The sequence below is a fragment of the Kitasatospora sp. NPDC052868 genome (genome assembly GCF_044547105.1).
Classification (GTDB): Bacteria; Actinomycetota; Actinomycetes; order Streptomycetales; family Streptomycetaceae; genus Kitasatospora.
Window position 1 is genome coordinate 1 of the sequence record NZ_JBITZW010000034.1, and the last position, 12,790, is coordinate 12,790.

Sequence of the window (12,790 nt, forward strand, 5' to 3'; positions counted from 1 at the left end):
ACATTCCGAACCCGGAAGCTAAGCCTCACAGCGCCGATGGTACTGCAGGGGGGACCCTGTGGGAGAGTAGGACGCCGCCGAACAATCATTCCAGAGAAGCCCTGACCGGTCACCGGTCAGGGCTTCTCTGCATTTCCGGACGCTGATTCCCGGACGCTTTCCCGGGCGCTGATTTCCGGGACGCGAATCGCCCGGCCCGTTGACGTATCGTCAGGGGCATGGACGATCAGGACGCTCAGCAGGGACGGGTCTACAAGGGAACGCCGGCGGCGGAGGAGGGCTCGGTCGTTGCCCACGGGGCTCTGCGGCCCGAGTGGCGCGACGCGGCACTGCGCGTCCTGGCGGACGCCCAGGCGGTGGACGGCCGGGAGGCGGTCTCCGAGCAGGGGCGACTCCGGCTGCGGTCCTCCGAGACGGCCCGCCCGGGAGTGGTCCACTTCGTCCAGGGCGCGGGCACGCTCGGTTACGGGCAGCTGGAGGTGCCGCAGGGCGGCGGGGGCAACCCGTCGGCCGAACTGGTGGTGGCACCGGACTCCCGCGGGCGCGGCCTCGGCCGACCCCTGGTGGACGCGGTGCTCGCCGAGGCCCACGCCGCCGGCGGCGAGCACGTCGACTTCTGGGTACACGGTGGCCACCCGGCGGCCCGCCACCTGGCCCAGTCGTACGGGGCCGAGCTGGTCCGCGAGCTGCGGCAGATGCGCCGCACCGGCCCGCAGACCGAGGCCGTCCCGGTGCCGGACGGGATCGAGCTCCGCACCTTCCGCCCGGGCGCCGACGACGCCGAATGGCTGCGGCTGAACGCGCTGGCCTTCGCGCACCACCCGGAGCAGGGCACCTGGACCGGTCAGGACCTCGCCGACCGGCTCGCCGAGCCCTGGTTCGACCCGGCCGGCTTCTTCCTCGCCACCCGGGACGGTCGGGCGGTGGGCTTCCACTGGACCAAGGTGCACCCGGCGACCGCCACCGAGCCCGCCCTCGGCGAGGTCTACGTGGTCGGGGTCGATCCGGCGGAGCAGGGCAGCGGCCTCGGCCGCGCGCTGACCGCGGCCGGTCTTCGGCACCTCACCGGGACCGGCGCGGGCGAGCGCGGGCTGGAGACCGTACTTCTTTACGTGGATGCCGACAACCCGGCCGCTGTGCGGGTATATGAACGACTGGGGTTCGCCATTCACGAGGTGGACCTGATGTACCGCGTTCAGTACCGCGCGGACCGGGCGGTCTAGGTCGGACACGGCCTAGGTCAGAAACGGCCTAGCGGAGCGGCGGCGCCGGGGCAACCGCAGTGGGCGGACTCCTCCGGCCCCGACCGTTTCAGCTTTCCTCCTGGCCATGCGGTGTTTACCGTGGATTCAATTGCTGCCGCGAAGATCACAGGATGAAGTCCGTAGTGTCTCGCTCGTGCAGCGCTGACCGACACCTGCCGGCCGGTCCTGTGCAGACCGCGCCGGGTGGCTGGGCGCTGGCGCTGGGCGAGGACGACGGCCCGCAGAGCCCATCGCGTCCGGACGCCGTCCTGCTGGAGGAGCTGGAGCCCATGAGCATTCCTCGCCCTGTCTCTGCCCCGCTGTCCCCGCCGGCCCGGATGTCCAGTGCGCTGGGCATACCGCCGGAGCTGCCGGCCGCGGACGAGCAGGATTTCGACGAACTGCCGCAAGGCCGCTTCCTGGACCGCGAGCGCAGCTGGCTCGCCTTCAACGAACGCGTCCTGGAGCTGGCCGAGGACCCGGGGATCCCGCTGCTGGAGCGGACCAAGTTCCTCGCGATCTTCGCCAGCAACCTGGACGAGTTCTTCATGGTCCGGGTGGCCGGCCTCAAGCGCCGGATCGCCACCGGCGTCGCCCAGCGCAGCGCGTCCGGCCTCCAGCCGCGCGAGGTGCTGGACCTGATCTGGACCCGCTCGCGCGAGCTGATGGCGCGGCACGCCGCCGCCTTCCAGCAGGAGGTGCTGCCGGACCTCGCGAGCGAGGGCATCGAGCTGGTCCGCTGGCCGGAGCTGGCCGAGAAGGAGCAGGCCCGGCTGCACACCCTCTTCCGGCAGAAGATCTTCCCGGTGCTCACCCCGCTGGCGGTGGACCCGGCGCACCCCTTCCCGTACATATCGGGGCTCTCCCTCAACCTCGCGGTGGTCGTGCGCAACCCGGTGTCCGGGCACAAGCACTTCGCCCGGGTGAAGGTGCCGCAGTCCCTCGCCCGCTTCCTGGAGGCGTCGCCGCAGCGGTACGTCCCGCTGGAGGACGTGATGGGCGCGCACCTGGAGGAGCTGTTCCCCGGGATGGAGGTGCTCGCGCACCACGCCTTCCGGGTGACCCGCAACGAGGACCTCGAGGTCGAGGAGGACGACACCGAGAACATCCTCAAGGCCCTGGAGAAGGAGCTGATGAGGCGGCGCTTCGGCCCGCCGGTCCGGCTGGAGGTCGAGGAGTCGATCGACCCCTACATCCTGGACCTGCTGGTACGGGAGCTGAACATCACCGAGGCGGAGGTCTTCCCGCTGCCCGGTCCGCTCGACCTGACCGGCCTGTTCGGCATCGCCGACCTGGACCGCCCCGAGCTGAAGTACCCGAAGTTCGTGGCGGGCACGGCCCGCGGGCTGACCGACGTGGAGTCGGCCTCGCAGCCGGACATCTTCGCCGCGATGCGCGAGCGGGACGTACTGCTGCACCACCCGTACGACAGCTTCTCCACCTCGGTGCAGGCCTTCCTGGAGCAGGCCGCGGCCGATCCGGACGTGCTGGCGATCAAGCAGACGCTGTACCGGACCTCCGGTGACTCGCCGATCGTCGACGCGCTGATCGACGCCGCCGAGTCCGGCAAGCAGGTCCTCGTCCTGGTCGAGATCAAGGCGCGCTTCGACGAGCAGGCCAACATCAAGTGGGCCCGCAAGCTGGAGGAGTCCGGCTGCCACGTGGTCTACGGCCTGGTCGGGCTGAAGACGCACTGCAAGCTGTCGCTGGTGGTGCGCCAGGAGGGCGACACCCTGCGCCGCTACTCGCACGTGGGGACGGGCAACTACCACCCGAAGACCGCCCGGCTGTACGAGGACATCGGCCTGCTGACCTCGGACCCGCAGGTCGGCGCGGACCTCTCGGACCTGTTCAACCGGCTGTCCGGCTACTCGCGCCGCGAGTCCTACCGGCGGCTGCTGACCGCGCCGCGAGGCCTGCGGGACGGGCTGATCTCCCGGATCCACAACGAGATCGTCCACCACCGGGCCGGCCGTCCGGCCTACGTGAAGCTGAAGGTCAACTCGATCGTCGACGAGGCCGTGATCGACGCGCTGTACCGGGCCTCGCAGGCCGGTGTGCCGGTGGACGTCTGGGTGCGCGGGATCTGCGCGATCCGCCCGGGCGTGCCGGGGCTGAGCGAGAACATCCGGGTGCGCAGCATCCTGGGCCGGTTCCTGGAGCACTCGCGGATCTTCGTGTTCGGCAACAACGGCGATCCCGAGGTGTGGATCGGCAGTGCCGACATGATGCACCGCAACCTGGACCGCCGGATCGAGGCGCTGCTGCGGATCACCGACCCCGCGCACCGGGCCGAGCTGTCCGGGCTGATCGACCTCGGGGTGTCGGACGAGACGGAGTCCTGGCACCTCGGGGCGGACGGCACCTGGACCAGGCGTGCGCAGGACGCCGATGGGAAGCGGCTGCGGCACGTCCAGGACCTGTTGATCGACTCGCGCCAGCGCCGTCGGGCCTCAGCCGCCCGCTGACCGCGACGCGCCGACCACGATTCACTGACGCGAGCCGCTGAGCGGTCGGGGGACCCGCTCCAGCGGTCGGCCACCAGCCCCGGGGGACGGCCCCGGGGGAACGGGGATCTATCCAGTCATGACCGATGCGCCGATGACGGCCCAGGTGGCGTCCACCGCGACCGCCGGGGACATCCTCTCCAGCCATCTCACCGCCCAGGCCGGTGCGTTCCTGCGCGCCCTGCCGCTGGCGGTGGGCGAGGTCGGCGCAAGACCGGGGACGGTCGCCGTCCCGTCCGCGGGGACGGCCGACCTGTTGCGGACGGTACGGCGGGTCGGCGGGCTGCTGCACACCTTCGGTGCGTCGTTCGACCCGCTGTGGGCGCAGGAGTCGCGGACCGAGCTGCGCTGGCTGCTCAACCTGCTGGCGCTGGAGCCCGGGTACGTCCGGCGCTCGGCCCGGCTGCTGGGTGCACTGGACTCGCTGACCGGCTCCGAGGCGGACGGCCCGGGGATGCTCGCCGGGCACGCCGGGGCGCCGAAGGCGCGGGCCCTGCTGGACCGCCAGCTCACCCTGGCCCGGACCAGGGCGCACTCGACGGTGCTGCAGGAGCTGCGGTCGGCCCGGCTGCACGCGCTGGCGGACCGGATGACCCTGCTGGTCGGCGACGCACCGCTGCTGGAGTCGGCGGGCGGGTCGGCCGGTGCGGTGCTGCTGCCGCAGGCCGCCACCGCGTTCACGGCGCTGTCGGCGAGCGCCCAGCAGCTCCCGCTGCACCGGGCGGCGAGGGCGTACGGCGGGGACGGGCTGCGCCGGCTGGGGGCGGTGCCCTCGGCCCGCGGGGCGGTGGACGCGGACGCGGCGCTGGCGGCGGACGACGCGCCGTGGCACCGGATGCGGATCCTGGTGAAGCGGGCCCGGTACGCGCTGGAGGTGTGCGGGGGGACGGCCCCCGAGCTCGACGAGCTGGACGGGGTGCTGGGCCGGCACCAGGAGGCGGCGGACGCCGCGGTCACGGCGGCCACGGCGGCGCGCACGCCGAGGATCACCCCGGCGACCGCGTACGTGCTCGGGGTGGTGCATGCTGATCAACGACTGGAGGTCGAGGCGGCGCGGTACGCCTTCGGCCGCCGGTGGCCCGAGCTCCCGCCCGGCCTGGACGGCTGGGTGGAGGTACCCCCGGCCGAGGGCTGGGGGCAGGCCCCCGCACCCCGGATGGCATGAACGACGGATGGCATGACGTGCGCAACCGCCTGAGCACCGAGCAGGGCGAAGGTCAGAGGACGAGCGGGGCGGGTGCCGGGCGGATGCCGGTGGTCCTGGCCGCGGGTGCGGTGCTGTGGCTGCCGGGCCGGCCGAAGAAGAGCGGTCGGCTGGGCCGGCCGCGGATCGCGGTGATCCACCGGCCCAAGTACGACGACTGGAGCCTGCCGAAGGGCAAGCTCGACCCGGGCGAGGGCGTGGTGGAGGCGGCGCTTCGCGAGGTCCGGGAGGAGACCGGCTTCGGCTGTGTGCTGGGCCCGGAGCTGCCGACCCAGCACTATCTGGCGCAGGGGCGGCCCAAGGAGGTCAGGTACTGGGCGGCGGTGCCGTCCGGTGGCGCGTTCCGTCCCAACCGTGAGGTGGACCGGTTGGAGTGGCTGCCGGCCGGGAAGGCGAGGGCCCGGCTGACCCATCACCGGGACCGCGTGCTGGTCGACGCGCTGCTTGAGCTGCTGGGCGCCCGGCCGGTGACCGGCCCGGTGAAGGAACGGTAGAAGTGATCTCGTCGCGTTCTTGCCGTGACGCAACCGTTACTACCTGGCGTAGTTTCCTGCCATCCGTTCGAGGTTCACTCTCCGTTCACTTCTGACCGGCTGACGTGTCACTTACCCGGCCTAACTTCGGGGTTACCGGAGGGCCGAACGGGCCCCGGACCACAGCAAAACCCGCGCTCCGCCGTGTTCGCACGGCCCGCGCGCCGGGCAATGCCACAGAAAGGGACACCCCTGTGAAGCTCCAGCGGAACGGCCGCTCCAAGGCCCTCGCCATCGGTGCCATGGCGCTCGTCAGCTCGCTGTCGCTCGCCGCCTGCGGTTCGGACGAGAACAACAACAACACCGCCGGCAGCGGCTCCAGCGGGTCCGCCCCGGCGGCCATCAACTGTGGCAGCAAGCCCACCGCCCTGCTCTCCGCGGGCTCCACCGCGCAGGGCACCGCGATCGACGTCCTGAAGACCAACTTCAGCGCGGCCTGCAAGGAGGCCTCGGTCAACTACGGTGGCGGCGGCTCGGGCGCGGGTGTCCAGCAGTTCAACCAGGGCAAGATCCAGTTCGCCGGTTCCGACTCGGCGCTGAAGCCGGCCGAGGTCGAGGACAGCAAGAAGGTCTGCACCGGCGGCCAGGGCATCAACCTGCCGCTCGTCGCGGGCCTCGTCTCGATCGTCTACAACGTGGACGGCGTCGACAACCTGGTCCTGGACGGCCCGACCATCGCCAAGATCTTCGACTCGCAGATCACCAAGTGGAACGACCCGGCGATCGCCGCGCTGAACCCGGGCGCCAAGCTCCCGGACGCCGACATCCAGGCCGTCCACCGCACGGACGACTCGGGCACCACCGAGAACCTGACCAAGTACTTCGCCAAGGTCTCCGGCGGCGCCTGGAGCTACGCGCCCGCCAAGGCCTGGGCCGGCAAGGGTGGCCAGGGCGCCAACGGCTCCGCCGGTGTCGCGGCCCAGGTGAAGCAGGTCAAGAACTCGATCAGCTACGCCGAGCTGTCCTACGCCCAGACCAACAACCTGAAGAGCGCCGCGATCAACACCGGTGCCTCCAAGCCGGTCGAGGCCACCGCCGCCAACGCCGCCACCACCTTCGCCAAGGCGAAGATCGCCGGCACCGGCAGCGACCTGGCGCTGACCCTCGACTACGCGACCAAGGACGAGGGCTCCTACCCGCTGGTCCTGGTCACCTACGAGATCGTCTGCGACAAGGGCAACAAGGCCGACACCCTCGACACGCTGAAGGCCTTCCTCGCCTACGGCATCAGCGACGCCGGCCAGAAGGCGATCGGCGAGAAGGGCTACGTGCCGCTCCCCAAGGAGCTGACCGACAAGGTCAACGCCGTCATCCCGACGCTCGCCTGATCCAGTAGCACCCCTCCCCGGTGAGGGCGGCCCCGTGAACGAGGGGGGCCGGGGTCGCCCCCACCGGGAAGCACGTCCGAAGTAGCACGTCCGGGGCACCGCCGCCAGGGTGCCGCCCCCTCGGGGCAGCACCACCAGACCGGAGTAGACCAATGACTTCATCCTCCCCTGTCGCCCCGCGAGGCAGGGAACGCCGCAAGCGCGACAGCCGGGTCGGCGACAAGATCTTCATGAATGCCGCGCGAGGCTCGGGCATTCTGCTGCTGGTCATCATGGCCGCCATCGCAGGGTTCCTGACCTGGCGGTCCGGCATCGCCCTCGGCAAGAACGAGGGCAACTTCCTCACCACCTTCGAGTGGACGCCGGACGCCCCGAAGCCGGTCTTCGGCATCGCCGTCCTCGCGTTCGGCACCATCGTCAGCGCGCTCATCGCGATGGCGATCGCCGTGCCGGTGGCCATCGGGATCGCGCTGTTCATCTCGCACTACGCGCCGCGCCGGATCGCCCAGCCGTTCGCCTACCTGGTGGACCTGCTGGCGGCCGTTCCCAGCATCATCTACGGCCTCTGGGGCGCGCTCTTCCTGGTGCCGCACCTGTACGGGCTGACCAGCTGGCTGGACACGTACCTCGGCTGGACGTACATCTTCGACCAGTCCAGGACCGGCGCCGCGCCGCGCACCCTGTTCACCGTCGGCATCCTGCTGGCCATCATGATCCTGCCGATCATCACCGCGGTGAGCCGCGAGGTCTTCCGGCAGGTGCCGCGGATGCACGAGGAGGCGGCGCTCGCGCTCGGCGCGACCCGCTGGGAGATGATCCGCACCGCGGTGCTGCCGTTCGGCCGCCCGGGCATCATCTCGGCCTCGATGCTCGGCCTCGGCCGCGCGCTCGGCGAGACCATCGCGGTCGCGGTGGTGCTCTCCTCCAACAACGTCCTCTCGCTGCACCTGCTCGACGCGGGCGGCGGCACCTTCGCGCAGAACATCGCGCTGAAGTTCAACGAGGCCCAGCCCTTCGGCCGGGACGCGCTGATGGCCTCCGGTCTCGTCCTGTTCGTGATCACCCTGTTGGTGAACGGCGCCGCGCGGCTGATCGTCGCCCGCCGCAAGGAGTACTCGGGGGCCAACGCATGAGCGCCGCGACCACGTCCGTTCCGGCGGACGCCCGCCCGATCGGCCGCCCGCTGACCGCGAACCGGCTGCCCAAGTGGGCCCCGGCCGCCGTCGCCGCCGGCTCGATCGCCCTCGGCTGCGCGATCGGCGCGCTCGGCGGCCTGGAGAGCCACCTGCAGTGGGGCCTGATCTCCGCGCTGCTGTTCCTGGCGATCAGCTACGGGCTCGCCGCCCGGGTCGAGGGCCGCCGCCAGGCCAAGGACCGGTTCGCCACCTCGGTGGTCTGGGTCGCCTTCATCCTGGCCGTGATCCCGCTGGTCGCGCTGACGGTCTACACCGTCCAGCAGGGCATCGGGGTGGTGGACGGCAACTTCCTCTCCCACTCCATGAAGGGCGTTCTCCAGGCGGGCCCCGGCGGTGGTATCTACCACGCGCTGCTCGGCACCCTGCAGCAGGTCCTGCTGGCCACCGCGATGGCCGCCCCGATCGGTCTGCTGACCGCCGTCTACCTGGTGGAGTACGGCCGCGGCCGGCTCGCCAAGGCGGTCACCTTCTTCGTCGACGTCATGACGGGTGTCCCGTCGATCGTCGCCGGTCTGTTCGTCCTCTCGCTGTGGAACATCGCCCTCGGCTTCAACTACTCCGGCTTCTCGGGCTCCCTCGCCCTGGCGATCCTGATGATGCCCGTGGTGGTCCGCTCCACCGAGGAGATGCTGAAGCTGGTCCCCAACGAGCTGCGCGAGGCGTCGTACGCGCTCGGTGTGCCGAAGTGGAAGACCATCCTGCGGATCGTCCTCCCCACCGCGATCGGCGGCATCACCACCGGTCTGATGCTGGCCGTCGCCCGTGTCACGGGCGAGACCGCCCCGGTGCTGATGCTGGTGTTCGGTGCCGACTACATCAACAGCAACCCGTTCGACGGGCCGCAGCAGTCGCTGCCGATGTACATCTGGCAGCAGTACGCCATCGTGAACAACGACTACGGCTACGCCCGTGCCTGGGGCGCCGCACTGGTGCTGATCGGCTTCGTGATGGGGCTCAACCTCATCGCCCGCGGCATCGCGCGCTGGCGCTCGCCCAAGGGCGGACACTGAACCTCCGACTGACGTACGACCAGAATTCATCAGCGGCCCCGGGCCGCGGGCGAGAGAAGACGAAAGATCATGGCCAAGCGCATCGACGTCAGCGGACTGTCCGCCTTCTACGGCTCCACCAAGGCCATCGAGGACATCTCGATGAGCATCGAACCCCGCTCGGTGACGGCCTTCATCGGCCCCTCCGGCTGCGGTAAGTCCACCTTCCTGCGGACCCTCAACCGGATGCACGAGGTGATCCCCAACGCCCGAGTCGAGGGCAAGGTCCTCCTGGACGACGAGAACCTCTACGGCGCCTCGGTCGACCCGGTCGCCGTCCGCCGCTCGGTCGGGATGGTCTTCCAGCGCCCGAACCCGTTCCCGACCATGTCGATCTACGACAACGTGGTCGCCGGGCTGAAGCTCGCGGGTGTCCGCAAGAAGTCCGTCCTGGACGACGTGGTGGAGAAGTCCCTCAAGGGCGCCAACCTCTGGAAGGAGGTCAAGGACCGGCTGAACAAGCCCGGTGCCGGCCTCTCCGGTGGTCAGCAGCAGCGCCTCTGCATCGCCCGCGCCATCGCGGTCGAGCCGCAGGTCCTGCTGATGGACGAGCCCTGCTCGGCCCTCGACCCGATCTCCACCCTGGCCATCGAGGACCTGATCGGCGAGCTGAAGTCCCAGTTCACCATCGTCATCGTCACCCACAACATGCAGCAGGCGGCCCGCGTCAGCGACCGCACCGCCTTCTTCAACCTGGCCGGCGTCGGCCAGCCGGGCAAGCTGGTCGAGCTGGACGACACCCAGCGGATCTTCTCCAACCCGTCGGTGCAGGCCACCGAGGACTACATCTCCGGCCGCTTCGGCTAGACCGGAGTCCGCGAGCTGCTTCGCGGTGCTGCATGGCGGTGCCGCCGCGGAGTATGAGAAGGGCCCGCCCCCGAGATGTGGGGGCGGGCCCTTTCCTCTGCCGTCGCGGGGTCAGCCCCAGAACAGGTGGACGAACCAGTACATCAGCGCGGCGACGACGGCCGCCGCCGGCATGGTGATGAACCAGCCGAGCACGATGTTCTTCGCCACGCCCCAGCGGACCGCGCGGATCCGCTTGGTGGCGCCGACACCCATGATCGCGGAGGTGATCACGTGGGTGGTGGAGATCGGCGCCTTGAAGACGAACGAGGTGATGTACATGACCGTCGAGGCGGTGGCCTCGGCGGCGAAGCCCTGCGGCGGGTCTAGCTCGATGATCTTGCGGCCGAGGGTCCGCATGATCCGCCAGCCGCCCGCGTAGGTGCCCAGCGAGAGCATCGTGGCACAGGAGATCTTCACCCAGACCGGGATGTCGCTGGTGGTCTGGTGGCCCGAGATGGTGAGGGCCATCACCACGATGCCCATCGTCTTCTGGGCGTCCTGCAGACCGTGTGCGAGGGCCATGGCGGCGGCCGACGCGGTCTGGGCGACCCGGAAGTTGCGCTTGGCGCGGTGCGGGTTGGCCTTCCGGAAGATCCAGAGGATCGCCAGCATGACCGCGAAACCGCCGAACAGGCCGACGATCGGCGAGACGATCATCGGGATGATGATCTTGTCGACGACGCCGCTCCAGATCACCTCGGTGCCGCCGGCCAGGGCCGCACCCACCATGCCGCCGAACAGCGCGTGCGAGGAGGAGGACGGCAGGCCGAAGTACCAGGTGACCAGGTTCCAGGTGATCGCGCCGACCAGGGCCGCGAACAGGATCGCCATGCCCTGGTTTCCGACCGGGGTCGCGATGATGCCGCTGGAGACGGTGTGCGCCACCCCGCTGCCGAGGAAGGCGCCGGCCAGGTTCATCACCGCGGCCATCGCGAGCGCGGCCTTCGGCGTCAGCGCCCGGGTGGAGACCGAGGTGGCGATGGCGTTCGCCGAGTCGTGGAAGCCGTTGGTGTAGGTGAAGAAGAACGCCACGCCGAGGACGGCGATGAGTGCTGCCATGTCCACGGGGGTCAGGACTCCTTGACGGCGATGGTCTCCACCGTATTGGCGACGTGCTCGAACGCGTCGGCCGCCTCCTCAAGAACGTCCACGACCTGCTTGAGCTTGAGCACCTCGATCGCGTCGTACTGGCCGGAGAACAGGTGGGCGAGCAGCTTCCGGTGGATCTGGTCGGCCTGGTTCTCCAGGCGGTTGACCTCGATCCAGTACTCGGTCAGGTTCGACATGGTGCGCAGGTTGGGCATCGCCTCGGCGGTGAGCTCGGCGGCCCGGGCGAGCACCTCGATCTGCTGCTCGATGCCCTTGGGGAGGGTCTGGATGTCGTAGAGGACGACCAGGTCGACGGCCTCCTCCATGAAGTCCATGATGTCGTCCAGCGACGAGGCGAGGTTGTAGATGTCCTCGCGGTCGAAGGGCGTGATGAAGGAGGAGTTCAGCTGGTGGAACACCGCATGGGTGGTGTCGTCCCCGGCGTGCTCGGCGGCGCGCATGCGCTCGACGATCTCCGCGCGGGCCGACACGTCTGATCCCAGCAGTTCCAGCAGGAGCTTCGATCCGACGACGAGGTTCTCCGCGGCTGCGGAGAACATGTCGTAGAAGCTCGTCTCCTTCGGGGTCAGGCTAAAACGCACGGAAATCTCCGATGTGCGGGGTAGGGACTGAACGATGCTAGGTGCAACCAAGCGCAATTGTGCAAACGGGGTGGTGACGGAGGAGCCGGAGGCTCCCCTTCCGTTTGGTCGACGCACCAGCGGGCCCGGCCCGCACACCCATGTGCGGACATGAGTCCCCAGTCTGACGGAACCTCGCCGGATTGCGCCCGTCCGGAGCGCCGAAGACCGGGTGGCCGCCCGTACGGGGGAACACCACGGAGGGCCCTTGTGTTGGACACTGGAGGCCGACGCAGCCACCAAGGCACTCAGACGAAGGCGGGCCGATGACCACGACGCAAGCGCGCACCGAGCCGGACCACGCGCCCGGGAACGAGCCGCACGCCGACCCCGCCGCCGAGGCCGCTGCCGGGGACGCCGCCGGGGCGGAGGCCCAGCACGGCGGTCACGGGCCGCACGGGTACAGCGCGCAGAAGGACGCCCACCTCAAGCGGCTGCGCCGGATCGAGGGCCAGATCCGGGGTCTGCAGCGGATGGTCGACGAGGACGTCTACTGCATCGACGTGCTCACCCAGGTCTCGGCCGGCACCAAGGCGCTGCAGTCCTTCGCGCTCTCGCTGCTGGAGGAGCACCTGCGGCACTGCGTCGCGGCGGCCGCCGAGCAGGGCGGGGCGGAGCTGGACGCCAAGGTGGCGGAGGCCACCGCCGCGATCGGTCGGCTGCTGCGCAGCTGACCGCCCGCCGCCGCGGGGGCCTTCAGACCCCGTCCGGCGGATCCTGCCGGGCCCGCTCCGAGGCCTCGCTCCGGGCCTGTCCGAGTGGCGGCCCGGCGGCCGAGCCGCCGTCGGGCCGGTCCAGCAGCACCTCGTCGATCCGTTCGGTCGGCAGCCGCTCGCCGGCGCTGGCCGTCGCGGCGATCATCAGCTCGCCGGCCAGGTCGATCTCGTCGAGGGCCGCGTCGTCGTGGCCGCCGCTGCGGCCATCCGTGGACGACACCACCTGCACCACCCCTTCAGCGCCCTGCCAGCCCGGGCGGCAGCCACCCGACGTCCAGCCTAGGCACTCCGGAGCCCGCCCACATGGCACGGACGGGTCATCTCGGCGCCGCCGAAACGGGTGGGCCTCGACCGTCGGACGTCCCACCCGGACCGGCGGCGCCCCTCCTCGGACCGGCTCCCGGCCGGTCCCGGGGCCGCTCCGCTCTGCTGCT

At 70.6% G+C, this 12,790-nt stretch carries 12 protein-coding genes and 1 rRNA gene; 10 read left to right on the plus strand and 3 right to left on the minus strand.

Translation table 11 applies throughout. The features are described from left to right. The 9 genes from rrf to pstB all read left to right on the plus strand — a co-directional run. Positions 1–83: ribosomal RNA gene (gene rrf, locus ACIGZJ_RS33970) — 5S ribosomal RNA — on the plus strand; the annotation flags it as partial. A gap of 135 nt (positions 84–218) precedes the next feature. After that, entirely contained in the window at positions 219–1,223 is a 1,005-nt protein-coding gene (mshD, locus tag ACIGZJ_RS33975) for a mycothiol synthase (RefSeq protein ID WP_396460900.1), read from the plus strand. Positions 1,224–1,534: 311 nt separating this feature from the next. Beyond that, complete coding sequence (locus ACIGZJ_RS33980) at positions 1,535–3,712, plus strand: RNA degradosome polyphosphate kinase (protein WP_396460942.1); 2,178 nt, start codon at positions 1,535–1,537, stop codon at positions 3,710–3,712. A gap of 118 nt (positions 3,713–3,830) precedes the next feature. Continuing rightward, positions 3,831–4,916: a CHAD domain-containing protein gene (locus ACIGZJ_RS33985; protein ID WP_396460901.1), complete on the plus strand. Its 1,086-nt coding sequence runs from the start codon at positions 3,831–3,833 to the stop codon at positions 4,914–4,916. A gap of 83 nt (positions 4,917–4,999) precedes the next feature. Continuing rightward, positions 5,000–5,449, plus strand: a complete 450-nt coding sequence (locus tag ACIGZJ_RS33990) for an NUDIX hydrolase (RefSeq protein ID WP_396460943.1) — start codon at positions 5,000–5,002, stop codon at positions 5,447–5,449. A 233-nt stretch (positions 5,450–5,682) separates the two neighbouring features. Further along, positions 5,683–6,816, plus strand: coding sequence for a phosphate ABC transporter substrate-binding protein PstS (pstS, locus tag ACIGZJ_RS33995; RefSeq protein ID WP_396460902.1), 1,134 nt, complete (start codon positions 5,683–5,685; stop codon positions 6,814–6,816). 152 nt (positions 6,817–6,968) lie between these two features. Beyond that, complete coding sequence (gene pstC / locus ACIGZJ_RS34000; protein WP_396460903.1) at positions 6,969–7,949, plus strand: phosphate ABC transporter permease subunit PstC; 981 nt, start codon at positions 6,969–6,971, stop codon at positions 7,947–7,949. Continuing rightward, positions 7,946–9,022: a phosphate ABC transporter permease PstA gene (gene pstA, locus ACIGZJ_RS34005; protein WP_396460904.1), complete on the plus strand. Its 1,077-nt coding sequence runs from the start codon at positions 7,946–7,948 to the stop codon at positions 9,020–9,022. The genes pstC and pstA overlap by 4 nt, the downstream gene beginning before the upstream one ends. 69 nt (positions 9,023–9,091) lie before the next feature. After that, positions 9,092–9,868 (plus strand): phosphate ABC transporter ATP-binding protein PstB, encoded by a 777-nt coding sequence (gene pstB, locus ACIGZJ_RS34010; protein ID WP_392941381.1) that lies wholly within the window; start codon positions 9,092–9,094, stop codon positions 9,866–9,868. A 111-nt stretch (positions 9,869–9,979) separates the two neighbouring features. Here the strand turns inward: pstB and ACIGZJ_RS34015 are convergent, their stop codons facing one another. Both ACIGZJ_RS34015 and ACIGZJ_RS34020 read right to left on the minus strand, forming a co-directional pair. Further along, positions 9,980–10,975, minus strand: a complete 996-nt coding sequence (locus tag ACIGZJ_RS34015; protein WP_396460905.1) for an anion permease — start codon at positions 10,973–10,975, stop codon at positions 9,980–9,982. Positions 10,976–10,980: 5 nt separating this feature from the next. Further along, a complete protein-coding gene (locus tag ACIGZJ_RS34020) occupies positions 10,981–11,601 on the minus strand; it encodes a DUF47 domain-containing protein (protein ID WP_387942489.1) in 621 nt (206 codons plus the stop codon). A 305-nt stretch (positions 11,602–11,906) separates the two neighbouring features. Between ACIGZJ_RS34020 and ACIGZJ_RS34025 the strand changes: the two genes are divergently transcribed. Further along, a complete protein-coding gene (locus ACIGZJ_RS34025) occupies positions 11,907–12,314 on the plus strand; it encodes a metal-sensitive transcriptional regulator (protein ID WP_396460906.1) in 408 nt (135 codons plus the stop codon). Positions 12,315–12,336: 22 nt separating this feature from the next. Here the strand turns inward: ACIGZJ_RS34025 and ACIGZJ_RS34030 are convergent, their stop codons facing one another. Then, positions 12,337–12,576, minus strand: coding sequence for a hypothetical protein (locus ACIGZJ_RS34030; protein ID WP_396460907.1), 240 nt, complete (start codon positions 12,574–12,576; stop codon positions 12,337–12,339). Positions 12,577–12,790: the final 214 nt, after the last annotated feature.

Bases quoted from the DNA above. Each gene is read 5' to 3' on its own strand.
- ACIGZJ_RS33990 (WP_396460943.1), top strand. From the start codon at position 5,000: ATGCCGGTGGTCCTGGCCGCGGGTGCGGTGCTGTGGCTGCCGGGCCGG.
- ACIGZJ_RS33985 (WP_396460901.1), top strand. From the start codon at position 3,831: ATGACCGATGCGCCGATGACGGCCCAGGTGGCGTCCACCGCGACCGCC.
- ACIGZJ_RS34025 (WP_396460906.1), top strand. From the start codon at position 11,907: ATGACCACGACGCAAGCGCGCACCGAGCCGGACCACGCGCCCGGGAAC.
- mshD (WP_396460900.1), top strand. From the start codon at position 219: ATGGACGATCAGGACGCTCAGCAGGGACGGGTCTACAAGGGAACGCCG.
- ACIGZJ_RS33980 (WP_396460942.1), top strand. From the start codon at position 1,535: ATGAGCATTCCTCGCCCTGTCTCTGCCCCGCTGTCCCCGCCGGCCCGG.
- pstB (WP_392941381.1), top strand. From the start codon at position 9,092: ATGGCCAAGCGCATCGACGTCAGCGGACTGTCCGCCTTCTACGGCTCC.
- pstC (WP_396460903.1), top strand. From the start codon at position 6,969: ATGACTTCATCCTCCCCTGTCGCCCCGCGAGGCAGGGAACGCCGCAAG.
- pstA (WP_396460904.1), top strand. From the start codon at position 7,946: ATGAGCGCCGCGACCACGTCCGTTCCGGCGGACGCCCGCCCGATCGGC.